Origin of the sequence: Crocosphaera sp. XPORK-15E, from assembly GCF_034931425.1 — a bacterium.
Classification (GTDB): Bacteria; Cyanobacteriota; Cyanobacteriia; order Cyanobacteriales; family Microcystaceae; genus UHCC-0190.
Genome location: NZ_JAYGHQ010000011.1, coordinates 45,850 through 71,035, shown reverse-complemented (window position 1 = coordinate 71,035; position 25,186 = coordinate 45,850). Strand labels below are relative to the sequence as shown.

At 37.5% G+C, this 25,186-nt stretch carries 20 protein-coding genes and 2 pseudogenes; 9 read left to right on the top strand and 13 right to left on the bottom strand.

The genetic code is table 11. The features are described 5' to 3' along the window. Positions 1–36: 36 nt before the first annotated feature. From mnmH to VB691_RS13475, 3 genes are read right to left on the bottom strand one after another with little or no spacing between them, the layout of a single operon-like run. A complete protein-coding gene (gene mnmH, locus VB691_RS13485) occupies positions 37–1,080 on the bottom strand; it encodes a tRNA 2-selenouridine(34) synthase MnmH (protein ID WP_323292017.1) in 1,044 nt (347 codons plus the stop codon). Between the two features lie 46 nt (positions 1,081–1,126). Next, complete coding sequence (gene ggt / locus VB691_RS13480) at positions 1,127–2,854, bottom strand: gamma-glutamyltransferase (RefSeq protein ID WP_323292016.1); 1,728 nt, start codon at positions 2,852–2,854, stop codon at positions 1,127–1,129. Positions 2,855–2,868: 14 nt separating this feature from the next. Next, positions 2,869–5,241 (bottom strand): bifunctional serine/threonine-protein kinase/ABC transporter substrate-binding protein, encoded by a 2,373-nt coding sequence (locus VB691_RS13475; protein WP_323292015.1) that lies wholly within the window; start codon positions 5,239–5,241, stop codon positions 2,869–2,871. Between the two features lie 239 nt (positions 5,242–5,480). Between VB691_RS13475 and VB691_RS13470 the strand changes: the two genes are divergently transcribed. Beyond that, positions 5,481–6,794, top strand: a complete 1,314-nt coding sequence (locus VB691_RS13470; protein WP_323292014.1) for a sorbosone dehydrogenase family protein — start codon at positions 5,481–5,483, stop codon at positions 6,792–6,794. Positions 6,795–6,828: 34 nt separating this feature from the next. Here VB691_RS13470 and VB691_RS13465 read toward each other — a convergent pair whose 3' ends face one another. Further along, entirely contained in the window at positions 6,829–7,995 is a 1,167-nt protein-coding gene (locus VB691_RS13465) for a pyridoxal phosphate-dependent aminotransferase (RefSeq protein ID WP_323292013.1), read from the bottom strand. Positions 7,996–8,058: 63 nt separating this feature from the next. On the opposite strand from VB691_RS13465, the gene VB691_RS13460 reads away from it, so the two are divergent. Beyond that, entirely contained in the window at positions 8,059–9,531 is a 1,473-nt protein-coding gene (locus VB691_RS13460) for a bifunctional metallophosphatase/5'-nucleotidase (RefSeq protein ID WP_323292012.1), read from the top strand. A 278-nt stretch (positions 9,532–9,809) separates the two neighbouring features. Here the strand turns inward: VB691_RS13460 and VB691_RS13455 are convergent, their stop codons facing one another. The 7 genes from VB691_RS13455 to menD all read right to left on the bottom strand — a co-directional run bounded on the left by VB691_RS13455 (position 9,810) and on the right by menD (position 16,822). Further along, a complete protein-coding gene (locus VB691_RS13455; RefSeq protein ID WP_323292011.1) occupies positions 9,810–10,127 on the bottom strand; it encodes a shikimate dehydrogenase in 318 nt (105 codons plus the stop codon). Between the two features lie 177 nt (positions 10,128–10,304). Then, entirely contained in the window at positions 10,305–11,003 is a 699-nt protein-coding gene (locus VB691_RS13450) for a TVP38/TMEM64 family protein (RefSeq protein ID WP_323292010.1), read from the bottom strand. A 520-nt stretch (positions 11,004–11,523) separates the two neighbouring features. Further along, positions 11,524–13,350, bottom strand: coding sequence for a R3H domain-containing nucleic acid-binding protein (locus VB691_RS13445; RefSeq protein ID WP_323292009.1), 1,827 nt, complete (start codon positions 13,348–13,350; stop codon positions 11,524–11,526). Between the two features lie 23 nt (positions 13,351–13,373). After that, positions 13,374–14,456, bottom strand: a complete 1,083-nt coding sequence (ldpA, locus tag VB691_RS13440; protein WP_323292008.1) for a circadian clock protein LdpA — start codon at positions 14,454–14,456, stop codon at positions 13,374–13,376. An 80-nt stretch (positions 14,457–14,536) separates the two neighbouring features. Further along, the gene (locus VB691_RS13435; RefSeq protein ID WP_323292007.1) at positions 14,537–14,659 is read right to left on the bottom strand and encodes an ATPase domain-containing protein; all 123 of its coding nucleotides are present in this window, start codon (positions 14,657–14,659) and stop codon (positions 14,537–14,539) included. A gap of 63 nt (positions 14,660–14,722) precedes the next feature. After that, positions 14,723–15,028 carry an EAL domain-containing protein gene (locus VB691_RS13430; protein ID WP_323292202.1) on the bottom strand — a complete coding sequence of 102 codons (306 nt, stop codon included), beginning with the start codon at positions 15,026–15,028 and terminating at the stop codon, positions 14,723–14,725. 24 nt (positions 15,029–15,052) lie between these two features. After that, complete coding sequence (menD, locus tag VB691_RS13425; protein WP_323292006.1) at positions 15,053–16,822, bottom strand: 2-succinyl-5-enolpyruvyl-6-hydroxy-3-cyclohexene-1-carboxylic-acid synthase; 1,770 nt, start codon at positions 16,820–16,822, stop codon at positions 15,053–15,055. 258 nt (positions 16,823–17,080) lie between these two features. Between menD and VB691_RS13420 the strand changes: the two genes are divergently transcribed. The 6 genes and pseudogenes from VB691_RS13420 to gatA all read left to right on the top strand — a co-directional run bounded on the left by VB691_RS13420 (position 17,081) and on the right by gatA (position 22,399). Continuing rightward, positions 17,081–17,410 carry a hypothetical protein gene (locus VB691_RS13420; protein WP_323292005.1) on the top strand — a complete coding sequence of 110 codons (330 nt, stop codon included), beginning with the start codon at positions 17,081–17,083 and terminating at the stop codon, positions 17,408–17,410. Next, positions 17,403–18,092 (top strand): annotated as a pseudogene (locus tag VB691_RS13415) (caspase family protein); the annotation flags it as partial. The gene VB691_RS13420 and the pseudogene VB691_RS13415, both read left to right, overlap by 8 nt. 384 nt (positions 18,093–18,476) lie before the next feature. After that, positions 18,477–19,574: pseudogene (locus tag VB691_RS13410) on the top strand (formylglycine-generating enzyme family protein); the annotation flags it as partial. Positions 19,575–20,135: 561 nt separating this feature from the next. Continuing rightward, complete coding sequence (locus VB691_RS13405; RefSeq protein ID WP_323292201.1) at positions 20,136–20,711, top strand: zeta toxin family protein; 576 nt, start codon at positions 20,136–20,138, stop codon at positions 20,709–20,711. Then, entirely contained in the window at positions 20,704–20,877 is a 174-nt protein-coding gene (locus VB691_RS13400; protein ID WP_323292004.1) for a hypothetical protein, read from the top strand. Before VB691_RS13405 ends, VB691_RS13400 begins: the two co-directional genes overlap by 8 nt. Before the next feature lie 73 nt (positions 20,878–20,950). After that, a complete protein-coding gene (gene gatA / locus VB691_RS13395; protein ID WP_323292003.1) occupies positions 20,951–22,399 on the top strand; it encodes an Asp-tRNA(Asn)/Glu-tRNA(Gln) amidotransferase subunit GatA in 1,449 nt (482 codons plus the stop codon). A 124-nt stretch (positions 22,400–22,523) separates the two neighbouring features. Here the strand turns inward: gatA and VB691_RS13390 are convergent, their stop codons facing one another. After that, on the bottom strand, positions 22,524–23,267 hold the full coding sequence (locus tag VB691_RS13390) for a DUF3782 domain-containing protein (protein ID WP_323292002.1): 744 nt from the start codon (positions 23,265–23,267) through the stop codon (positions 22,524–22,526). A gap of 233 nt (positions 23,268–23,500) precedes the next feature. Here VB691_RS13390 and VB691_RS13385 point away from each other — a divergent pair, with 233 nt between their 5' ends. Next, positions 23,501–24,394 (top strand): alpha/beta hydrolase, encoded by an 894-nt coding sequence (locus VB691_RS13385; RefSeq protein WP_323292001.1) that lies wholly within the window; start codon positions 23,501–23,503, stop codon positions 24,392–24,394. Between the two features lie 45 nt (positions 24,395–24,439). Here VB691_RS13385 and VB691_RS13380 read toward each other — a convergent pair whose 3' ends face one another. After that, complete coding sequence (locus VB691_RS13380) at positions 24,440–24,790, bottom strand: cell division protein SepF (protein ID WP_323292000.1); 351 nt, start codon at positions 24,788–24,790, stop codon at positions 24,440–24,442. Positions 24,791–25,186: the final 396 nt, after the last annotated feature.

Genomic DNA, 25,186 nt, shown 5'->3' with positions numbered 1-25,186 from the left:
AAAAATTAAAGCTTCTCTAAAATTTTTCCAAGCTTTCTATAATTTCTTAATGGCTTTTAAAAAAGACTCAGCATCTAAGGTAGAAAGTTGGATTTTATGGACTCTATTTGTGTAAGTTTTTTCCAGCGATCGCTCATAAGCTGGATCATAATGAGTCAATAATAAATCTTGTACAAACTCTAACCATTTTTCCTGATCTATCCAACTAAACCATTGACTAATTTTATCCCGTCCATAACGAGATTTAAGAAATTTTAGGTTTTCTTTTAATTCTTCGGAATTTTCTCGAAAATAGTTATATTCTTTTAATAAAAAATCAAGGCGTTTCTCTAAAGGTAATTGAATCTCAAGACAAGGTGACTGTTTCATTTTTTGCCATAAATTAGGGGGCAAATAAATATTACCAATTTTATAACTTTCTGATTCTATCCAAATTGTTTTATGAGGATCAAAAGTTTGTAATTCTTGTAATAATAGAGAGTCAAAATATTTTTGAGATGGTTGACTTTCTTGCTTATTTGTGCCTTCTTTTCCCAATAATGAACCGCGATGATTAGCAATTTTTTCTAAATCTAAAACTTGATATCCTTGAGCAGCTAACTGATGTAATAAATAGGTTTTTCCGCTTCCAGTTAACCCACACAAAATCTGATAATTCAAGGTTAATGGTAAGGTTTTTAATTGTTGAATCACATAATTACGGTAGGTTTTATATCCTCCTTCTAATACTTTAACTTGCCAGCCAATTTGACTTAAAATGATCCCTAAACTATTTGATCTTTGTCCTCCTCGCCAACAATAAATCAAAGGAGAATAACGAGGATTTTTGTCTAAAAAATATGTTTTAAGATGATGAGAAATATTTTTAGAAACCAGGTATGCACCTATTTTTTTTGCTTCAAAAGCAGAGATTTTTTTATAAATAGTCCCCACTTCTTTTCTTTCTTCGTTATTGAGAACAGGTAAATTAATTGCCCCAGGAATATGATCTTCTAAAAACTCATTTTCTGACCGCACATCAATGATTTCATCATATTTTTTTTGCTGGTTAAATTTAACATAAATTGGCGATATAGACATAATAAATAGACAAAATTTTAACTAGGTAATTATGGTTAAAAATTACTTAATAACCAAGGGTTAATGCGCCTGGTTTTCTGGGGTCAGATGCTCCATAAAATTGACCTTTTTCATGGATAATACTTTGGGTACTTCCCATGGCAAAACTGTTCTCAATTATCTGTCCTTTTGCTTCTAATAATTTTATAGTATCAACACTGAGTCCTCTTTCTACTTTAATTTTATCGGGAAACCATTGATGATGAATACGGGTTGCATTAGTGGCTTCAGCAATATTCATTTGATGATCAATAACATTCATAATAATTTGTAAAGTAGTAGTAATAATACGACTTCCTCCTGGACTTCCTGTCACTAACCAAGGTTTTCCTTCCTTCATTACAATAGTAGGAGTCATGGAACTTATCATTCGTTTTTCGGGGGCAATATTATTGTTTTCTCCTCCTAAGAGTTGATAAGCATTGGCAACCCCAGGTTTAGCAGTAAAATCATCCATTTCATTGTTTAATAAAATTCCCGTTCCTGGGACAGTTAAACCACTGCCATAACTAAAGTTTAAGGTATAAGTATTAGAGACTGCATTGCCATAACGATCCATGACAGAATAGTGAGTGGTTTCTGTACTTTCATTCCCTTCAAAAGCAGGTTGAGGCATTATATTTTGACTGGGGGTTGCTTGTTTTAAGTTAATTCTTTTAGCAATTTGATTAGCATAGTTTTTAGAAATTAAACGCAAAATGGGAACTTCTATAAAATCCGTATCTCCCATAAATTTAAACCTGTCTGCATAGGCAAATTTCATGGTTTCAACCATTAAATGTAAAGTGGATGAACTATTATGACCTAAAGACTGAATAGGAAAATTTTCTAAGATATTCAACATTTGTATTAAATGAACTCCCCCTGAACTTGGTGGAGGCATAGAATAGACTTTATACCCTCGATAAGTTCCCTCAATAGGTTCTCTAATAATAGGTTGATATTTCTTTAAATCTTCTTTAGTAATTAAGCCATTATTAGCTTCCATATCAGCAATAATTTTATCAGCAATTTCTCCTTTATAAAAAGCATTTATTCCTTGTTTTGCCATGAGTTTAAGACTATTGGCTAAATCTTTTTGTTGCAAAACTTCTCCCACCTCATAGGGACTACCATTAGCTTTATAAAAAATCGCCATACTGGAACTAGATTTTTGTAGTTGTTTTTTAGCAAAGAGTAGAGAATTATATAAATCTTCATCAACTATCATGCCATTTTCTGCTAGTTCAATTCCAGGTTTTAAAGCTCTCTCTAAAGAAATTGTTCCATATTTTTCTAAGGCCATAGCTAACCCTGCAACTGTCCCTGGAACCCCTACAGCTTGATGGCTAAATCTAATTTTTTGTTGATTAACTTGTCCATTTTCATCAAGAAACATATCAGAAGTAGCGGCGAGAGGAGCTTTTTCTCGATAGTCTAGGGCAATAGTTTTTTGTTGATTTGCTAAATGAATTAACATAAATCCACCCCCCCCTAAATTGCCAGCACGAGGCAAAGTTACCGCTAAAGTAAAGCCTATGGTTACTGCTGCATCTATGGCATTTCCTCCTTCTTTTAAGACTTCTAAACCGGCCTGGGTAGCTAAGTCTTCCTGGGAAGAAACCATGCCATTTTTGCTAATAACAGGATGAAAAATTGCTTGATAATCATAAATAGGAACATCTTGAGCTTTAACCTCAGTAATAGTAAGATTAAAACAAAAAATAATGGTGAAAATTCTAGTAATTTTATTCATATTTAAGTAATAATTTAATTACAATTTAATCCTGCTTCTGCGGCTGATTTATATTGAATTGGAATATACATATAGCCATAGGGAGAACATTTTGTCGGAACAACTTTAACTAATTGTATCACAGATTCATGGCGATCGCCACTTAATTCAAACGTAATTTTTCCCGTAGCTCCTTCGGCTTTAAAATGGGGACTTTTTACAGTCCTAAATATCAATTCTCGTCTAATTTTTGGATCAAAAATTGCTTGAATTTGCTGTCTAAAATCAAGAGAAGATTGATTCTCTAAAGCAGTCGTAAAAACCTTTGTTGCATCATAAGCCATCGCCGTTCGAGAACTAATCATACCACCCCATAACTTCTTTCCTTCAGCCATAAATGCCTGATTAGAACTCGCTAAATAGTGCCAAGGAATAGAAATAATAATATCTTTTGCTGATCCTCTTTCTTGTAGAATATCTGTCGTGTATAAACTATCCCCCCCAACTATCAAATATTTTTCTTGATTAGCACGAATTACTTTTAAAGCATTAGAAAAGGCATAAGGGTTTGATTTAGCATCAGGAAATAAAACGAAACTGGTTCCCCCACGATTTTCCCCTTGACGAATTGCCGCACTAGCATCAAAAATCGGTTTCGATAAATCAAATTGCTTAACAACTTGTCCCCCTTGTTCATCAAAACTGATTAAAAACCGTTCATAAAGAGAACGACTATAGGCACTATTCGGATTATAAAAAACCACCACTTTTTGTTGTCGGGCAGTTTGGGCCAGATAACGAGCTAAACCCTCTGCATTAAGGTTATCTTGGGGAATTGTCCGAAAAAATCGGGAATTGTCTTGAGCTAAGGTTTGGGCGGTACTGGTGGGGGAAATAACGACTAAATTATGGAGATCGTAAGTGGGCAAAGCAGCACGGGTATTATCGCTTGTATAGTGACCAATAACCCCCAAAATTCCCCCTTGACTCCCAATTTTGCCAGCAATTTGTTTGGCGCGATCAAGATCATTATAATCATCCGCAATGACAACCCGTAACCCATGACCTTTAATCGTGCGATCGCGGTTAATTTCTGTTTGCAGTTGGGCCACACCCCGTAAAATTTCTTTGCCTGAGTCTCCCCCGTCGGAGGGGTTTCCCAAGGGAATGGCAACGGCGATGGTATAAAAGGGAATTTTTTGGGCTTCTAATTGGGCATTGTTCAAATAAATGAGGGTTTCTGGATCATTAGGGTCTTTTTGTCGGGCTTTTTCTAACCAAAGGACTCCTTCTTGATAGCGTCTTTGGCGATAGGCTTTTACCCCTTCTTGCTTTTCCGGTAAAGCAATAGCTCTGGTTAAAATTTCTTCGCCACAACTGAGATCATCTCCTAGGGTGAGGGGACAGGTTTTGGGAATGACTTGACTGACGGCCCACACCCCGAAAATCACCAAAGCTGAGCCAACCCCTATCCAAACTTGAGGGGGGAATTTTTGGTCTTTGGGGGGGTAGATGCTCTGTTTAGGGCGTTTTTTGAGGGATTTTCCGGTGACTGAGAGAGAACGCAGATCTTCTAAGGCTTCAACGGCTGAATAATAGCGATCTTTGAACATATAGCGCACCATTTTATTGAGAATCCGTTCTAAGTCGGGATTAACCTCAATCATGGGATGTTCTGGGGAAGAATAACGCCAAATCACGTCTCCTGTATGGGGATCGGTGGGGAGGGTTCTAGGATGTAACCCTGTCAAGGCCTGAATCCCAATCATTCCCAATGCGTAAAGATCGCTATTTAATTGGGGTTTTCCGCTTTGTTGTTCAGCGGCCATATAACCTGGTGTGCCGATGGTTTGGGTGAAGTTGTTGCCTGTCTCAGAAGGGGTGATCGTCATGCTATTGAGTTCTTTTACTGCACCAAAATCAATCAGGAAAATTTTACCGTCTTGTTTCCGCCGTCTCAGGTTTGAAGGTTTGATGTCTCGATGGATAATGTGGTGTTGATGAACAAAGACTAAGACTTCTAGGACATCTTGTAAAAATTTAATGACTTCTGCTTCGCTTAATGGCAATGATCCTGGCCCGATTTCTTCGGAAAGATCGTGACCTTCAATATATTCTTGAATTAAAAAAAAGTTACCTTCATCAGCAAAATAATCAAAAAGTTCGGGGATTTGGGGGTTTTTTCCTAAGATTGACAGGGTTTTTCCTTCTCGGATAAATCTTTTCTTGATCTCTTGCAAAATACGCGGATCTGAAGATAATGGCGCAATAATTTCTTTGACGACAAGCATGGGATCGCCCTGTTGTCTGATATCTCTTGCTGTATAGGTTTTACCGAATCCGCCTTTTCCAATCTGATCAATAATTTTGTATCGGTTGCGTAGAATATCCCCTGGATTCAAACACATGGCTCTTCCTAGCTGATGAGGTGACGAGGTTATGTTACAGTTAAAGCTAACTCATCATTTTCTTAAATACGGTGTATTAACTAATCATATTTAAAATATGGGTCTGTAACCTAGATAAAGGCTTGTAGGGTGTTACTGCTAGAATCATGAGTCTTTTAAAAAACAAATTTCAAAAGTATTAGAATATTTATTGATTTTTTTTGAGCTTAATTTTTTTATTTTCATGGATTGTGTTGAAGATGAATTATTCTAAATGCCTCATTTCTATAATAATTCTTTTTAGTTCTGCTTGTCAATCAGAAACTGTCTCTTTTAGGAATTCATCAGAAAAACCTGACAAGGATTTTCAACTTAAAGCAAAAATCTCGATTAATACCCAATCTTTAAAAACCCAACCGATTTACATTAGGATTGAAGATTTACCTCAGCCTTTTACGACTAATAGTGCATCAAAACCTCCTCAAGTGATTCCGATTCCTTCTCAACCTATTTTACAGGTTCCTGATGGCTTTAAAATTAATGTATTTGCTGATAATTTAGATCGCCCTCGTTGGTTAGCTTTAACGCCAAATGGAGAGGTTTTAGTTACGGAAACTCGTCAAAATCAAATTCGTTTACTCAAAGATATTAATAAGGATGGAGTAGCGGATGATTATCAAACCTTTGCAACAGCAGAAAATGGCTTAGATATTCCTTTTGGAATGGCGTTTACTGATGAATATTTTTTTTTAGGAAATCATAATAGTGTTCGTCGTTATCCTTATCAAAAAGCTCAAGAAAATTTAGAAGGAAAAGGTGATGTAATTGCCAAACTTCCTGGGGGTGGTTATCGACAACATTGGACAAGAAATGTTATTATTTCACCAGATAAAAATAAATTATATGTTTCTATCGGTTCAAAAACAAATGCTGATGTTGAAAAATTACCCCGCGCTTCGGTACAAATTATGAATTTAGATGGTTCTAATCAAGAAACTTTTGCTGCTGGTTTAAGAAATCCTGTGGGGTTAGATTTTCAGCCGATTACTCAGGAACTTTATACTACTGTTAATGAAAGAGATGGGTTAGGAGATGATTTAGTTCCTGACTATTTTACCCGTCTTCAAAAAGGAGAATTTTATGGTTGGCCTTTTGCTTATTTAACTCCTAAATTATTAGATCCTCGTCAAGTAAAAAATGGTCAAAGTCTTAACCCTGAATTAGCAGCTAAAACCCAGACTCCTGATGTTTTATTTCAAGCTCATTCTGCGGCTTTAGGCTTAAAGTTTTATACAGGTAAAACTTTTCCTAAAAAGTACCAAAATGGGGCATTTGTTGCCTTTAGAGGTTCATGGAATCGTAATAAAGGAACGGGATATAAATTGGTGTTTATTCCCTTTAATAAAACTCATCGTCCGTTAGGATATTATGAAGATTTTGTGATAGGTTTTTTGGCTGATTCTTCTATTCCTTCTACTTGGGGCCGTCCCGTCGGATTATTGGTTTTACCTGATGGTAGTTTATTGTTTACAGAAGAAGCTAATGGGCGAATTTATCGCATTCAATATGAGTAGTTTATAGTTTATAGAAAAAAATTTTATAATGGGTTTAACTGACAAGATTTCTTAATCCTTTAACTAATCTTTCAATTCCTTCTATTGCTGTTTCTTTTTGTAATGAACCATAAGCAATGCGTAAATAGCAACCCTCTTTCATGCCAAATGTTCCCCCAGGAAGGACAGCAATTTTATACTGTTCAATCAATTGTTTAACCAATTCAAAATCATTTATTTGTGTATTAACCTTTAAGAAAATATAAAACGCACCTTCAGCATTAATAATGGTACAAATGTCTTTTAATTTATGCAAAGACTGAAGAAAAACATCTCTAACTTCATTGATTTCTGAGAGATATTGATGACAATAAGCTTTACCCGTATTTAATGCACCTAATGCTGCATATTGAGAGATAACAGGAGGACAAATTAAGATAGTATCTTGTATTTTTTTGACCCCATCTAATAAATGTTTTGGCATTACCATATAACCAATGCGCCAACTGGCAAACCCATAAGCTTTTGATAAACTATACAGAGAAATTGTGTGATTTTCACTGCCGATAATTGAAGCAGGAGAAAAATGTTTGACCCCATTATAAGTAAAGTATTCATAAGCTTCATCAGAAATATGATAAATACCTTTTTCTTGACAGAGTTGATTGACTTCTCTTAAGCTTGATTCAGAATAAACTACTCCTGTGGGGTTATTAGGTGAAATTGTCACAACTGCGCGAGTTTTGGGAGTAATTGCCGCTTTAATTGCATTCAAATTAAGTTGATAAGTTTCATCTGTATTGACTAAAATTGGCTGACAATTAGCCATTGTAATTGCCATTTCATGGTTAAAGTAATAAGGGGTATTAAGAATGATTTCATCTCCGGCATTCGTGATGGCTAAAAGGGCATTTATAAAGGCCATATTTCCCCCCGCAGTTACTAAAATAGCCTGGTTATCATTGATGATGATTTGATTGTCTTCGGCTAACTTATTAACAATGCGGTTAATTAAAGGATCAATTCCTTGAACTGACTTATATTGATGATTGCTGGAATGATTTAAAAAGTCATTAATTGCCTCAATTGCTGCTGGTGGAGGAGCATAATAAACCACTCCTTGTCCTAAAGAAATCGTTCCTTTATTTTCCCTAATTAGTTGACCAACAATGGGAATAATAGGAGATTGTACCCCATCCATACGGGAAGAAAAATTGTTCATTTATTGTCATCCTAGTTGTATAATATAAACATTCATCATACTTCCATCCATTCTATCAATACTATGTCAAAAATATTAAGTTTATTTTTCGCTTTTCTTCTTCTCGGTTATGGTGATCTCGCTTTGGCAGAAATTGTCAATATTACCTTATTACAATTAAATGATGTCTATGAAATTGAGCCAATTTCTGGGGGGAAAGTCGGGGGACTTGCGCGAGTTGCTACTATTAGAAAAGAACTGATTCAATCTAATCCTAACACCTATACAATTTTGGGGGGAGATTTTGTCAGTCCCTCTGCTTTAGGAACAGCAAAAATTAATAATAAACCCCTTGCTGGTCAACAAATGATAGCAGTATTAAATGCGATGGGATTAGATTTTGCTACCTTTGGTAATCATGAATTTGATATTAAATTAGATCAGTTATTAGACAGAATTAAAGAGTCAAATTTTACTTGGATTTCTGGTAATGTTTTGACGGCAGAAAAGCGACCTTTTCCTGATGTTCTTCCCTATAAAATTATTACAGTAACAGGAAATCAGGGAACCCCAGTTAAAATTGGCTTAATTGGTGTAACCATAGACAGTAACCCTGCTAACTATGTTACTTATAATGACCCAATTGAAACAGCAAAACAACAGGTTAAACAATTAAAAGACCAAGTAGATATTATTGTTGCTATTACTCATCTTTCTTTAGCACAGGATCAAAAAATAGCTGAGACAATTCCTGAAATTGATATCATTTTGGGAGGCCATGAACATGAAAATATTCAACAGTGGAGAGGTAATGATTTTACTCCCATATTCAAAGCTGATGCTAACGCAAAAACTGTTTATATTCATCAATTAAATTATGATACAGATAAAGATAAACTGAGCATTAATTCTCAGATAAAACCTGTAACAGATGCTATTATTGAGGAGGAAACAACCGCAAAAGTTGCTCAAGAATGGCGAGAAAAAGGATTTAAAGCCTTTCGAGATAATGGGTTTGAACCAGAACAAGTTATTGCTACAACAACCGTAGAATTAGATGGTTTAGAAAGTAGTGTCCGTAATCATTCTACGGATTTAACTAATTTAATTAATCAAGCTATGTTAACTACAGTAAAAACGGCTAATTTATCCATATTTAATGGGGGTTCAATTCGTATTGATGATGTACTTCCCCCAGGAAATATTAGTCAATATGATATTATCCGTATCTTACCTTTTGGTGGACAAATTGTATCCGTAGATATGAAAGGAAGTCTGATCAAAAAAGTTTTAGATCAAGGGGTTATGAATAAAGGATCAGGGGGATTTTTACAACATGGTAATGTTACCTTAAATCAAAATACTTGGTATATTAAAGGAGAACCGATTAACTTAGACAAAACCTATCGAGTAGCGATTACAGATTTTTTAATGACAGGTAAAGAAATCGGATTAGATTATTTAACATTTAATAATCCCGATGTTAAACTTATTGAAGAAAAAGGAGATATTCGGTTTGCTTTAATTAATCAATTGAAAAATCAAAATGCTCAATAAATTGTCAACACAATAAAAATTTTAGGCTCTACCGAACCTGCTATGTAAAACTATTAAAAAATATAGGCTCAAACCCTTAAGGGTTAAGCTATACAGGCAAAACCCGCCTACGCGGGTTCAATTTAGTCTCCGAAGGGAGACTTGGTTTCTATAGTATCAGGCTTCAGTCTGTATGTAGGTGTTGATTTAGCATAAAAAGTTCGGTAGAATCAAATTTTATTAGTCATTAATTATGATTTTCGTAGAGGCTTAATATTATTAAGTCTCTATGATTTATTTCAATGAGTGAAGTCGGGAACAAGACGAAAAAGCAAGGTTAACAAAGCGGTTGCTACAGCCACAACAATTGGTACAATCAAGGAACGAAAGCCTTGCAAGTCCGAAATAGCCTTAACCATCGTAGCTTGTTCAGTTTCTACCTTTTCAAGTCGCTTGTCCATACCGCCCACTTTTTCGGTTAAAGTCGCCTGTCCTACTTTTAAATCTGTAACGTCTTTTTGAAGGGTGTCTAGTTTGGTGTTTACGTCTTTAATCTCTTGCTTAAGCTCTTTTAAGACTTCCTCTAACGAGTAAGTAACTGTAACTTGGTCACTCATGAGTTAAACTCCTATTAGAATCATTTTGTTGTACCCTAGTTGCCCCAGGAATATTGACTTTATTTTATCATTTCTGATAACTTGTAGGGGCTTAACATTGTGTTTTGCCCCTAGAGATGAATAAACATAGAAAATGATGGTAAAGAGAATAGTGAATAAAAATATTTATTATAACAATTACTCAACATGAATTAAATCTTTTAAACCCAATAAATTATAACGGTTAATCAACCAAATAAAGATGATGGTACTTATCAATAAAAAGCCAATAATTTCTAATTTTTGCGTAAAATCTAAAGCTAAACTAGACCCCATATAAGTCAATAAAAACGTTGGTGGAATCATCCCTAATAAGGTACTACTCGCATAAATAGGTAAAGAAATTCCAGCAAAACCAGAAGCATAACTAATCAAATCAAAAGAAAATAAAGGAATTAATCTAGTTATAAATATCAAAAAACCTAGATGAATTTCTCCTTTATCCTTAGAAAAAGAGAAAACTTTTCCCGTCAACATTTTTAGAGCATTTCTTCCTAAAGTACGACCTAAATAATAAGCTAATAAACCGCCCAAAAACCCTCCAGCAACACTATATAAAGTCGCTAAAGGAGGATTCCAAACCATTCCAGCAGCCATCACCAAAGGAACCGCAGGAATTTGAGAAATTACAACAGAAATCACCAAAACACTCATATAAATGAATGGCGCAAACCAACCCGCTTGAGCTAGAATTTCCTTTAATCCTTCTGAGGTAAATAAACGAGAATCAAGACTATTATGACCCCACCAAACCAATAATATACTGGAGATAAAAATTATCAACAATAGTTGATGTTTCGGTTTGAGGGAAATTGAATATTTCGTAGATCGTCTCATGATTTCTCTCAACCCTATATGAAAATTGATAAACCTTCAAACAAAGTTTATCTTGTTTGCAAATTTAGTCATACTCCCTTCAGGATCTCATGACTTCTTCATCTTGATCTTCCCCCAATGGAGTGAATTTGTGTATTCGTGATTACCCTTATTTTCCCGAATTTTTGGGGCAGTATTGTCGGCAAAAGTTCATGAGATTGTCACATCTGCTTCACACAGAGCGAATATCCTATAGATGTAAGGTTAAATTTAAGATAGGAATTATTGATAATGAACTCACAGGATCATGAAATTATTTTGATTACCATGTTAACTTCAGTTTTCTCTGGTGTTTTGATGCTTTCCCTTGCCTTCTAAGTAGATAATTTATCAAAGAGAGGGCATATACTATACGCCCCTACGTCCCAGTTTGTCCGCTTGTAGGGGCGCAATGCTTGCGCCCTCTGGCTTGCACTACAAACCATTATTAGGGCTTAATGGTATTAAGCCCCTACAATGGTATTAAGCCCCTACAATGGTATTAAGCAGGATAAATCCGTAATCTGCGGTTAGGTTCCTCCCCAAAACTATCAGATTGTAAATGATAATGTTCCACTAATTCATGCTGCATTTTTCGGACTTTAGGCGATCGCGGTAACAACTCCACAGGCTGACCTTTTGGCAGTACAATTTGCTCAACCGCCAGTCTGGCCTCCTCCAAAGCATCCAACTCATCATCATTACCCCCACGGGTAAACAAGCGTAAATCCGCCGTTTCCGGGACTTTCGCCTCATCCATGCCTAACAACCGTTGCAAAGTACGAGTAATTTGGGGGATCGTATTAGACTTGACCCCATGAATAGGAATTTGACGCACCTTAGCCATTTGACGTAACTTAGGCTGATTTTTGAGGTGAGAACGCAAAGCGATGACCACATCCGCATTATCAAGATCCTTCGTTAAGACAATCGGTAAATTGAGAATTTCGACCACCTGTTCCAACTGCGATCGCCCGATACCATAGGGATAGATATAGACCGGAAAATCTTCCCCATTGGGGCCCGGAACCCTTACCTTATCTCCTTTTTCCTCCGGTTGACACCAAGAAGCTTCTAAAAGACGGTCAAACTCCGAAGCAGAAGTCAGACCCGCGCCTTTTTTTGGCGCAAAAGGGGCCACAGGGGTCATACGTCCAGAGGCCCGCCAACCTGTTGGCCGTTCCATTGTCTCCACCATTCCCCGACTAGAAGGCCCTTGAGGGGAGAAAGTATTCGGTTGTTCCTGGATAATTTGCACCTCCCCATTTTCATCAACCGTCCTCATTTGGGGGTTAGGTTCCCCATTTCTCAGGAGAAGATCAATAGTATAGGCCACATCTTCATGTACTACCCACCGTTGACGTTCCAACATTTCGATCGCAATTTCAAAGGTTGGGGGGGCCTTGCGTTCCAACACCGTTTTTTGAGAACCGCGCCGTCGGGCCTCATCATCTCCCAAAGTTACCGCTTGAATACCCCCTACCAAGTCAGAAAGGGTGGGATTTTTCAGCAAATTTTCAATCCGGTTGCCGTGGGCCGTCCCTACTAACTGTACACCCCTTTCCGCAATAGTTCGGGCGGCCAAAGCTTCTAATTCTGTGCCAATTTCATCAATGACGATCACTTCCGGCATATGGTTTTCCACAGCTTCGATCATCACCTGATGCTGTAATTCAGGACGGGCCACCTGCATTCGTCGGGCCCGGCCAATGGCAGGGTGAGGAATGTCCCCATCTCCGGCAATTTCGTTAGAAGTGTCAATAATGACCACCCGTTTGTTAAAATCATCAGCGAGAACCCTGGCAATTTCCCGCAGGGCGGTGGTTTTTCCTACCCCTGGACGACCTAACAGCAAGAGAGATTTTCCCGTTTCTACTAAGTCCCGAATCATGGCGATCGTACCAAAGACGGCCCGGCCCATACGACAGGTTAGCCCAATAATATCCCCACTGCGGTTACGAATAGCACTGATACGGTGTAAGGTTCGTTCAATTCCGGCCCGGTTATCTCCGCTAAAGGTTCCAACGCCTTTGATACAATGTTGTAAGTCTTCCGCAGAAATTGGGGTTTCGCAGAGATAAACCGCCTCATCAGGAAAACGGGCCTCTGGTAATCTTCCCAAGTCCATGACGACTTCGATTAATTGGTCATGTTTGGGATGTGCTTTGACGTGATGACGAATTGCTAACGGTAGGATATCTAGCAGTTGATCAATATCGTCTGTAATCTGCATCCGTTGGGATAAAGCGTTTTGGGGTATTGATGGCACTGTTATTGATAGGGGTAGGTCAGATTGATTTAAAAAAGGATTTGTTTTGGGGTCTAACATAATTGGGATGCCCTCGTCAATGGTTAGGCGTTGCAGAAATTCCCTAGGGGTTTCAACTGTGACACAAGAGAATAAGCGGTTTCAACGGCTTGCCAGAGTAATTCGGGGGAATCTTCCAGCAAATTGCTTGTGTTTAAGGACATGGCTTGTCTTTCTAATGTTTCTAACAGGGGAGATAATAAACAACGGGCATAACTTCCATAGGCAATACCGGCCACAGATTGGCTGGCGGTTATCCCATCATTTAAAAGACCTAGTTCCTTCAATTTTGGGGCCGTATAGTCGTTAGTTCCCCCTGCCAATTGTATCCATCCTGGTAAGTTAGCGTTAAGGACTTTTTGGCCTAATTTGATGGTTGCATGGGTAGTTCCTTGGCCTATGTCTCCACTCATGGGACGACCATCTGTTTGCCAAATTAAGGCACAGGGTAAGGGAGAAATGAGGTCATAGAGGGTTTGTAAATAGTTGATTAACCCTTCACCGTCGGGACAACTAATGGCCAGGAGTTTCAACTGAGAAACCCAGGGGCTTAATTGTTGCCACAGTTGACTAAATTCCGCCTCTCTGCCTACTTGAGTATGGATTTCAATGGCATCTATGCCCATGGTTTCAATCAGGGACGCGATCGCCTTTGGGGTAATAATATGCGATCGCGTATCGATCAGCTTGAGGGGACAGACGGGCAAACAACGACCACATCCATAACATCGCCGATCAATTACTCCCTCTAGGCTAATGGCCTGGGCTGGACAAATAGACTCACAGGGACGGGGACAGTCGGGGGGGCAGTGTTCAGGGTTAAAATGGGCTTTCCGAAAGTGGGGATCTTCACCGTCGTTTAAACTTACCATTAACCAGGGTTTATTTATCCCTGGAAACCCCTTATTTTGTGCTATTTTTGCCCATTGACTGGCAATTCTTATCCCATCTTGGGCGGCAGTAATGACGGCCGGATCTGCGGCCACATCAATGCAGTCCGCACCCGCTAAGGTATAAACGAGGGCTAAACTACGGATGGCAGGCAAGTCTTGGAAACTTGCGCCACAGATTAGCTTAAACCATTGTCCTGCTTTTAGTGACTGCAAGGGAAATATTAGATCGCTCACCTCTCTATGCTAATGGTTTCTGTCCCAATTGTGGGGATTTTTTTCGGGCGGTTAGTTTATCTTTTTTCTCTCCCTAAACTTTAGCCCGCAGACCCACAAATTAAAGTTGGTCTACCCTGGGGTAAACCGCCTCCGGTAATTTCATCAAGTCCTTGAATACCTGTCGGACATTTGACTAATTGTAGATTTTGGTTGTTTTCCATAAAATAATTCTCTCTGTCACTAATTTTACTGCTGACTGGCTACTGAATTTCGACTTCTTGAATTCAGGTTGTCTCCTCAAACTCAAAAGGAGCAGGTTTCGCTATTTCATAACCTTGAGCATAATCTACCCCCATAGCCTCTAATTTTTCTAAGATAACTGAATTTTCCACAAACTCAGCTATTGTTTGCAAATTCATAACATGACCAATGCGATTAAAACTCTCAACAATTGTCCGATCAATCTCACTATTAACTAATTTTCTCACAAAACTGCCATCAATTTTCAAATAATCAACGGGGAAATTTTTAATGTAATCAAAAGAGTTCATACCATGGCCGAAATCATCGATCGCAAAACGACAGCCCAGTTTTTTCAGTTTAAAATGTTACCTTTAGTCAAGGAAGTCATTTAATTTTGCTAACTGATCTAAATTATTTTTCAACCAAAAAGTATCTTTTTTTCTCTCTGTTTTTAGTTCTAACACACGAATACCTGTAGTGGGTAAAGAATTTAATATTTTTTTGAATTGTGTCCAATTTTTGATCAAGATATGTTCAATATTATAGGTTTGGCAAAGTTGAGTAAAATCAATATTTTGTGGGGTTGCAAAATAATCTTCAAATAAGGATTTATCTTGGGAAATTGGTAACATCTCAAAGATGCCACCCCCATTATTATTAATCAAGATAATTGTTAAATGTCCTTGAAACTTCTGACTGATTAAAAAGCCATTTGTATCATGTAAAAGGGCTAAATCTCCTGTAATTAAAATACTACTTTTAGCCTTATAAGCAATGCCTAAAGCCGTCGATAAAGTGCCATCAATTCCATTCGCACCACGATTAAAATAAGGCATAATTTGACGATCATTCGGCATCCAAAAAAATTCCGCATACCGCACAGACATACTATTAGCAATAAAAACAGGTGTCTTTTCTGGTAAAACCTTAGAAACTAACCACATAACTTTAGTTTCTGATAGTTCTTTCATCTTACTAAATGTCTGATTAATTTCTTTATTAACCTGACTATTTGCGGCTTTCCATTGTTTTAAATAGGATAAATCTCTTTTAGCATCATAATCAAAATCATCATAACATTCTAAGTCCATATTTTCCACAGAAACGCGAATATAATGGGTTTTATGATGAATCGGATCGAGACTATCAGGACGCTCATCAATAATCCAATATTGAGGATTAATTTGTGTTAACCAAGTTCTTAATTCTTTGCTTGTCGGTAATTCTCCGACTTGAATAATGACATCAGGAACTAAAGTTTCTGCAATTTCAGGATTGCGTAAAATCAAATCATAGGTATTAATTATATTGTTTTTTCTTGGCCTATAATTTCTGATAGGTGATAAAGCTTCCGCTAAAATTGGATAGTTTAAAAATTGAGACATATAATTAATATTGTTACAATAGGGATACCAATTTTCTGAATCAGAAACACCAGCAATAATAATTCCTTTAGGAATATATAACCACTTACCTAAATAATCACTTAGAAAATAATCACCCCCAATAAGTTTATGATTGCCTGATTCAATATTTGACCAGAAATTTTTAAAATCAATCTTAGAAACTTGTTCCTCTATTTCTGGTTGAATAATAGGAGCCAAAGGTTCACGAAAGGGACAATTTAGATGCACCACTCCCTTATAAGGAAATAGGGTATGATCCCAAGCAGTTACTATCATTTGTCTGAGATAACGTAACATTGTGATCTCAGTGGATGGTAAAGATAATTCTGTATACCAATTACAATAATTTCCGTATAATTTAACCTGATCAATGGTTTGTCCAGCGTGACAATTTCGTAATTCTGGGGGACGATCTGCGGTTAATACTAATAAGGGAACTTTACTTTCTTTTGCTTCAATAATAGCCGGATAAAAGTTCGCTCCAGCAGTCCCAGAAGTACAAATTAAAGCTACAGGAAGATGGGAACGTTTCGCCATTCCTAAAGCAAAAAAAGCAGCCGATCGCTCATCTAAAATAGGGATAGTTTCAATGTTAGGATGATTAGCAAAAGCAACGGTTAAAGGAGTAGATCTAGAACCAGGACAAACCACAGTAGTAGTTAACCCTAACTGGGCTAAAGTTTCAACTAAAATAGAACACCATAACGTATTAACATTGCGAAAATCAAGCTGCATTCTTTAATTTTTATCCTAACAATATACCATTATTAATCTTATCATAGCAGTCCTAAGTTTTTGTAAGGGTAATTCATGAATTTATCCTACAGATAGCTTATATGGATAGGAGCTTAATATTAATATTATTAAGCTCTTTCGCCTTGTCACAGGCAAGATGCCTATGTTACTATTTACAAATGATTTAGATTTGCCCTATATCAAGAGTTGCTTAGTAACCTTTTAATTTCAAGTTAAAACCATCAGGAAATAATAATTATGTCAGAAGAAAAAGGAATTTGGATTATTCGGGAAACTGATGATAGTAAAGCTATCTCAGACTGGGGTGCTGACTATGATGATTCATCAGATAATAATCGTAATGGTTTTATTAGTGCTAGTCAATTAAAACGCAATGTAGGTGAGTTTTTGGAAGTGATCAAAGACGCATTTACTCAAGCGGAAAATGCTTCAGAAGGAATACAATTATCAGAGTTAGAATGTTCCATTGAAATTAGTGGAAAAGGACAAATAGGCATCTTAGGAACTGGTGGTGAAGCGGGAGCAAAAGGCGCAATTAAATTAAAATTTACTCGGAAAAATGGCTAAAAATTGGGCGATTTGTGTTGGTATCAATTATTATAAATTTAATCCACCGTTAGGATGTGCGGTTAATGATGCAAAGAAAATGAGTGATTTTTTTCAAGGGGCAAACTTTCATGAAATTTATCTCTTTACAGATGATTCACCTCCTATTCCTGGTACAAATAATGATTTTGATTCTAAACCAACTTATATTGATTTTTCTTATTGGTTGGGAAAGCGATTTAAACCCAAAAATAAACCCTTAGATCTCTCAGATAATCTCTGGTTTTTCTTTAGTGGTCATGGTTGGCGATATCGAGGTCAAGACTATCTTTTATTGTCTGATAGTAACTCAGATCCAGAGTATATTGAACGCACTGCTATTCCTATTAGTGATGTTACTCATTATCTCCGTCAGTCTGGCGCAGGTAATATTATAATGTTGATTGATGCTTGTCGAGATTCTGCTAAAGGTTCGAGTCTTGAATTAGCCAAAGAGCAAGGAGTTATTAAGATTTCTTCTTGTCAACCAAATCAATTATCTTATGAAATAAAACCCTTAAATCATGGGGCTTTTACCTACGCTTTATTAGAGTCTTTACAGTTACAAGGTGAGGGAAACTGTGCTACTTTGGAAAGATTATGTAACCGTTTGAGAAGTAGAGTTAAAGACATTTGTTGGCAATATCAGCAAAAAACACAGGTTCCTTATGCTGCGGTTGAACCAGAAACCAAGTATCATTTAATTCTATTGCCTGATTATATTCAACCGAATAGAGACGATCTTTCTTTGCTTAGAGAAGATGCTTTAAAAGCGGAGGTTAATGGAGATTTAAAGTTAGCGGAAATGATTTGGTATCGTCTCGTTAAGTTTGATACTGATGTAGCTTTAGCATCTTTATATAGGATTAGAGATAAATTAAGAGAACAACCACCATCAGGAACAAATACTGATCCAATAGACTTATCTAGTAATGATCTAAAATCTGGTAAATCATCGAATATTATTGGAGAACAGATAGAAAATGAAACAGTAGAGGAAGTTAAAACAAAAGTATCACATCAACCATCAAGTAATCGAAAACCAAGCATCAGGTTGCCACAAATATCATTCCCTCATTTACCAACCATCATCATGAGTCGGAGACAGTTACTAAAAGGACTAGGTTGGGCAGGTACAGGAATAGGAATAGTAACTATAGGTAAGGGTGTACAATTTTATTTAGAGTCATCAAAACCCCTTCCCAGTAGCAAGACTGAACTAAAAATCTCAGATTCAAAATTTGAGTTTGAAGTAGTGACAGTTAATAATAAAGGGAAAGAAATAAACCGCGAAACTAAACAAGCAGAATACTTGACTGAAAAGTTAAACAATGACACCGCATTAGAGATGGTTTCTATTCCCAGTGGGACATTTATGATGGGAACAGATGATGCTGAAATTGAGAGATTAGTCAAAAAGTTTGGTGTCGAATATTTTAGAAGAGAAAAGCCTCAACATGAAGTAACAGTTCCTGCTTTCTCCATGAGCAAATATCCTATCACCCAAAAACAATGGAAAGCAGTTGCGGCTTTGGACAAAATAGATATAGATTTAAGCTTGGAACCCTCCTTTTTCAAAGGGGATGATCGTCCTGTCGAACAAGTAAGCTGGAATGACTCTGTAGAGTTCTGTAAGCGGTTGTCCAAGCTAACAGGACAAGAATATAGATTGCCTTCAGAAGCAGAGTGGGAATACGCTTGTCGTGCAGGAACAACAACCCCCTTCCATTTCGGAGAAACCATCACAACCGATTTAGCTAATTATAATGGCGAATCTACCTTTGCTGATGAGTCGAAGGGTATAAATAGAGGAGAAACAACCCCTGTAGGTCAATTTCCCCCCAATGCTTTCGGTTTGTATGATCTGCATGGGAATGTCTGGGAATGGTGCGCTGATGACTGGCATGATAATTATGATGGTGCGCCTACTGATGGTAGTGCCTGGATTGAAAATATTGATGATAAAAATAAGTCATATTCGGGTAAAAATGAGGAAAATAACCCTTATTTCGTGCTGCGGGGCGGTTCCTGGAACGTCATTCCGAATTACTGCCGTTCCGCTTACCGCAACAACGTCAACCGCCGCGACAACCGCAACTACGATTTCGGTTTTCGGGTAGTATGCGTATTCGGGAGAAGTCTTTAACCCTTTTCTCTTTTGCCCTCTTGCCCTTTTCTTCGATTTTGAAATTTTGTTTAGTATATTTGTACTACAATATGATTAGGTTTATGTACACCATTAATTTGTAGGGGCATGGCGATAATAAGTTGACGGTTTTAAGAGTAAGATTACTAATGCTATGCCCCTACCGTTGAGGAATGCGATCGCCGTTTTAGTGGTTCAAAAAAGCTTTTAATTCTCTCTGTTTCAACTGATGACATTTAATTCTTTTCAAAGGGGTCTATAGGCGCACGGATTCTCCATTATCCATATAATATCATGTCAAGTCAAGTTTTACAAGGGGTTTTGTCTCAAAAAATAACTATTGCGCTATAGTTACAGTCCTCAAAAATGGCGATCGCTTGGTATGAATGTTCTGGAAAATAACTATTGCGCTATAGTTACAGTCCTCAAAAATGGCGATCGCTTGGTATGAATGTTCTGGAGAATAACTATTGCGCTATAGTTAGGGTTCTCAAAAATGGCGATCAAGGGCTTAATGGTATTAAGCCCCTACAGAGGATGTTGGCTCAATTGGATGAACTGATGGCTAATGTGTATATAATTGGTGGAGCGAATGGGTCAGGGAAAACCACCGTTGCGCGGAGATTATTACCCTATTTCCTTGATATTTTTGAATATGTCAATGCTGATGAAATTGCTGCTGGCTTATCCCCCTTTAACCCTGAATCAGTTGCTATTCAAGCAGGAAGATTGATGTTAGGCCGTTTAGATACCCTAGTTAAAGAAAGAGCAGATTTTGCTTTTGAAACAACTCTCGCAGCCCGAAACTTTGCTCGTTTTTTGAGAAAATGTAAAGCTTGCGGCTATACCATTAACCTGATTTATTTCTGGTTACAAACGCCGGAATTAGCCATAGAAAGAGTTACGAGACGGGTAGAAAGTGGAGGACATAATATTCCTGTTGAAGTCATTCGTCGTCGCTATGAAAGGGGAAGAATAAACCTAACTCAGTTGTATTTACCCCTGTGTGATACTTGGATTATTTATAATAATTCTGAGGATAATCCTCGATTAGTTGCTGCATTGGGAATCAATCAAAAACTGATTATTAATGACCATGAAATCTATCAGCAAATTACAGCTAACCCCAATGAATGAATCAAAATTAACAGAAATCCATCAAAAAATTGACACAGGTGTAAAAATAGCGATCGCAGAAGCAATTGAGAGACACAGAAGATTAGGAGAATCCATTAGTATTCTCAAAGATGGGACAGTAGTTACATTAACCGCCGAACAAATCCCACCTTTACCAAAAACCTAAAATGGTAATATTTTTAGATGGTGAGCTTGTATAGTAGACTTCTCATGCCTTCCATTATTGATCAGGATAAACTATGACATCTATCCGCGAACTGCATCAACAATTAGTCAAAAAAGAACGTTCTGCCGTCGAAATTACCACAGAAGCGTTAGAACGCATCAAAAAAGTAGACCCCAAAGTCAAAAGCTTCTTACAGATTACCGCAGATTATGCCCTAGAAATGGCCAAGCAAGTCGATAAAAAAATCGCTGCTAAAGAAGAAATTGGGCTATTAGCAGGCATTCCCATCGGTATTAAAGATAATATGTGTACCACAGGCATCACCACAACCTGTGGCTCTCGAATATTAGAAAATTTTGTCCCTCCCTATGAGTCTACCGTCACCCAAAAATTAAAAGACGCAGGAGCCGTAATGGTAGGCAAAACCAACTTAGACGAGTTTGCTATGGGGAGTTCCACCGAAAACTCCGGTTATCAAGTCACCGCCAACCCTTGGGACTTATCCAGAGTTCCTGGGGGTTCATCTGGGGGTTCTGCTGCTGCCGTAGCTGCCTCAGAATGCGTTGTCGCCCTTGGATCTGATACAGGGGGGTCAATTCGTCAACCCGCCGCTTTATGTGGCGTAGTGGGGCTAAAACCCACCTATGGGTTAGTGTCTCGTTTTGGGTTGGTAGCCTATGCTTCATCCTTAGACCAAATCGGCCCCTTTGCCCGTAATGTAGAAGATGCAGCCATTTTATTAGGGGCGATCGCCGGTTATGATGCGAAAGATTCTACCAGCTTAAATGTTCCTATTCCCGACTATACCCAATTCCTGAAACCCTCCTTAAAAGGGTTAACCATAGGGGTTATTGACGAAACCTTTGGGGAAGGTTTAGATGCAGTAGTAGAAAAAGCCGTTAATGAGGCGATCGCCCACTTAAAGAGTTTAGGGGCGAAAATTAAAAAGATTTCCTGTCCCCGTTTCCGTTACGGTTTACCCGCTTATTATATTATTGCGCCATCAGAAGCATCTGCCAATTTAGCCCGTTATGATGCGGTAAAATACGGCATTAGAGAAGATGCAGACACCCTAATTGAGATGTACACCAAAACCCGCGCCAAAGGGTTTGGAACAGAAGTTAAACGGCGTATCATGTTAGGAACTTATGCTTTATCGGCCGGGTATTATGATGCTTATTATATCAAGGCACAAAAAGTTCGCACCTTAATTAAGAATGATTTTGATGCTGCTTTTGAAAAGGTAGATGTTTTAGTGTGTCCAACAACGCCCACCACAGCATTTAAAGCAGGAGAAAAAACCTCTGATCCTTTAAGTATGTATTTATCTGATTTAATGACCATTCCTGTTAATTTAGCAGGTTTACCAGGAATGAGTATTCCTTGCGGGTTCGACAAACAAGGTTTACCCATTGGCTTACAATTAATTGGCAATGTGCTGGAGGAAGGGAAACTATTTCAAGTCGGTTATGCCTATGAAAAATCAACAGATTGGCATAATAAAACACCTTCATTAAAGTAGATTGGGAACGATTTGATGAAGCTGTACAACAAATAAGACAAACTGTCAATGTTTGCAACAAATCGTTATAAACATTGATAGTTTTCGTTTAAATTAGATTAATAATAGCAACAATAAATATAATTTACCACGTCTGAGGTTGAAAATCTGCATCATTGATAATAGTAACAGTATCACCCGAAGGTTTAATCACAAATAAGCCTTTTTTATAAGCATAGCCATCTATTCCTTCGTTAATTTCAATACCTGCCACTGCACCGTAAGCTTGATAATTTTTGTAATGGGGAAAGGCAATTTTAAAACGGGTTAATTTTTCTAAAAACTCATCTACATCATCTTGAGAAAGTCTAGACTTACATTCGACTAAAACGAGATCTGTCTCATCGACAGCAAGAATATCAATTTCCATTGCCATCCCTTGACGTTTAACTCTAGCGCGAGGGTAAACTTCTTTAATATCAATGCCTTTTTCCTGAAAAAGCCGCAAAACCGCAGGTTCTACTAATTCTTCCACAAATCGTCCCCATCGAGTAGTAAGACTATCTACTGCTTTGCTAGTTCGTTCTACTGTACGCTCAAGTTTTGCCATGCTGCGATCTCTTTCTAGTTTAGACTCAGCAAGCATACGTTGCGTTTCCGCTCGATAATTCTCGCTTTCTAGTTTAGATTGAGCCAAAATACTTTCTATTTCTGCTCTATGGCGATCATATTCTGCCTTAGATTCAGCAGCACGACGATCATATTCTGCTTTAGATTCAGCAGCACGACGATCATATTCTGCTTTAGATTCAGCAGCACGACGATCATATTCTTCGGCAGAAGTGCGAAATAATTGGTAAATATCTTCAATAGTTACAGGATCACTCATATATCTAAATCTAGAACATCCTCCATCATTTTAGCAATTTATTTGAGAACCCCGACGAGTGCCAAACCAAGAGAAATATCAAGAAAAATAACACCGTCAATCCATGGTTTTAATCCCAAGGTACAAGGTACACCCTAGGGCAATTCGTGAATTGCCCCTAAACAATTAATATTTTTGGTACATTAGCAACAATGATCCATAATCATTGATAACCGATTGAGGATAATGCCCCAATGATGACCAATCTTTTACTTAAAGGATTGCTAAGTGGTGTAGGAATAGGTGCGATCGCCTATATCTGCGCCTGTTTGGCCCTAGTTGCTGCTCAAAATCGCCTCATTTTTAAACCGATCTCTACCATCACAACCACCCCCACTGATTTAGGATTAAATTATGAGGATGTCTGGTTATCAGTCTTAACCCCCCAAGGGAAAGTGGAAAAAATTCATGGCTGGTGGATTCGGGCCACTTCTTCAAGTCAAAAGGTCTTATTATATTTGCATGGTAATGGGGGTAATATTAGTTATAACTTAGGCCCCATCAAATCCTTTCAAGAAGCGGGATTTTCTGTTTTAATTATTGATTATCGGGGTTATGGCCGCAGTCAGGGTGATTTTCCCACAGAATCAGAAATTTATCGGGATGCTCAAGTTGCCTGGGATTATTTAATTGAACAACGGAAAGTTAAGCCCCAAAATATCTTTCTCTATGGTCATTCTTTAGGGGGTGCAGTAGCCATTGATTTAGGGGTGCGTAAACCTCAAGCGGCGGGAATTATTGTAGAAAATACCTTCACTTCCATGAGGGATATGATGGATTATTTAGGGTCATTTTATCAACTTTTTCCAGCGGATTTAATTTTACATCAACGGTTTGATTCTTTGAGTAAATTACGATTATTACAGATTCCTTTACTCTTAATTCATGGAACTAGCGATCGCACAGTTCCCGCTTATATGAGTGAAAGACTTTTTAAAGCAGCAACGGTTCCTAAAAAGCTGTTTTTAGTCCCCAATGCCAATCATAATAATGTGGGAGCGATCGCTGGAGAAGACTATGAGCAAGTTATGCAAGAATTTTCTCAATTAGTTCGTAATAATCAGCGTCAATTAGCCTTAGAAAGATAAGATTGACAATTGATATATTAACAGTAACACAGCCTTCTAGGCTGTTTATCTTTGTCTTGTTTCTATTTTCTTATTCCCCAGTTTTAAGCAAGGTGAAACTGAAGGAGGTGAGGGACGCTTAGAATTAATTGCCACTTGGTTAGGCACAAACATAAAGGTCTTTTCACTAACCCAAAATGTCTGGCCATCAATAGCACAAGTTCCACCTGCCATCCAATCTACCACACGCTGAGCTTGTTCGACACTCAACTGATCTAAAATCAAGATCACCACTCTTCTTTGCTGCAAAAGTTGCAAAGCTTGGCGCGTTTCCTCTACAGACTTTATTGTTTTAATAACCACTTCAGACTGAGAATGTTGGTTAACAGACCAATCAAATTGAGGTATGTTGTTCATTGATTCAGAGTTCATATTGGTGAGTGAAAGTTACTAAATATGATGCTGGTTATCTTCCCTAACTAATCAGATAAATGGACTCCGAATAATCCTGATTAGTGGCTAATTCATGATTCTTAACTGGGTTTAATACATCCGTCTTTCTTAAAATATCTGAATTATTTAAACTGCGATGTATTATTGGTCACATTTTTCCTTTGTTTACTTAAGATTTTTGCTTTTTAGATTGCTCAAATCCCAGAAATTATCCAACAGAAATATCCCTCAAATCATAGCAATTTGCTAAGGATAAAAGGGTATAAATTTTAGGTCTAAAAAAGAATCATCTTAAAGCGGATTGTAAAAATTAGAAAAACCTAGATCATGATTAGGTTATTTCCTCGATCTCATTAATCT

Bases quoted from the DNA above. Each gene is read 5' to 3' on its own strand.
- VB691_RS13380 (WP_323292000.1), bottom strand. From the start codon at position 24,790: ATGAACAACATACCTCAATTTGATTGGTCTGTTAACCAACATTCTCAG.
- VB691_RS13460 (WP_323292012.1), top strand. From the start codon at position 8,059: ATGTCAAAAATATTAAGTTTATTTTTCGCTTTTCTTCTTCTCGGTTAT.
- VB691_RS13390 (WP_323292002.1), bottom strand. From the start codon at position 23,267: ATGAGTGATCCTGTAACTATTGAAGATATTTACCAATTATTTCGCACT.
- VB691_RS13385 (WP_323292001.1), top strand. From the start codon at position 23,501: ATGATGACCAATCTTTTACTTAAAGGATTGCTAAGTGGTGTAGGAATA.
- VB691_RS13420 (WP_323292005.1), top strand. From the start codon at position 17,081: ATGTCAGAAGAAAAAGGAATTTGGATTATTCGGGAAACTGATGATAGT.
- VB691_RS13475 (WP_323292015.1), bottom strand. From the start codon at position 5,241: ATGTGTTTGAATCCAGGGGATATTCTACGCAACCGATACAAAATTATT.
- VB691_RS13450 (WP_323292010.1), bottom strand. From the start codon at position 11,003: ATGAGACGATCTACGAAATATTCAATTTCCCTCAAACCGAAACATCAA.
- ggt (WP_323292016.1), bottom strand. From the start codon at position 2,854: ATGAATAAAATTACTAGAATTTTCACCATTATTTTTTGTTTTAATCTT.
- VB691_RS13400 (WP_323292004.1), top strand. From the start codon at position 20,704: ATGAATGAATCAAAATTAACAGAAATCCATCAAAAAATTGACACAGGT.
- gatA (WP_323292003.1), top strand. From the start codon at position 20,951: ATGACATCTATCCGCGAACTGCATCAACAATTAGTCAAAAAAGAACGT.
- VB691_RS13405 (WP_323292201.1), top strand. From the start codon at position 20,136: ATGGCTAATGTGTATATAATTGGTGGAGCGAATGGGTCAGGGAAAACC.
- VB691_RS13455 (WP_323292011.1), bottom strand. From the start codon at position 10,127: ATGAGTGACCAAGTTACAGTTACTTACTCGTTAGAGGAAGTCTTAAAA.
- menD (WP_323292006.1), bottom strand. From the start codon at position 16,822: ATGCAGCTTGATTTTCGCAATGTTAATACGTTATGGTGTTCTATTTTA.
- mnmH (WP_323292017.1), bottom strand. From the start codon at position 1,080: ATGTCTATATCGCCAATTTATGTTAAATTTAACCAGCAAAAAAAATAT.
- VB691_RS13470 (WP_323292014.1), top strand. From the start codon at position 5,481: ATGAATTATTCTAAATGCCTCATTTCTATAATAATTCTTTTTAGTTCT.
- VB691_RS13465 (WP_323292013.1), bottom strand. From the start codon at position 7,995: ATGAACAATTTTTCTTCCCGTATGGATGGGGTACAATCTCCTATTATT.
- VB691_RS13445 (WP_323292009.1), bottom strand. From the start codon at position 13,350: ATGTTAGACCCCAAAACAAATCCTTTTTTAAATCAATCTGACCTACCC.
- VB691_RS13435 (WP_323292007.1), bottom strand. From the start codon at position 14,659: ATGGAAAACAACCAAAATCTACAATTAGTCAAATGTCCGACAGGTATT.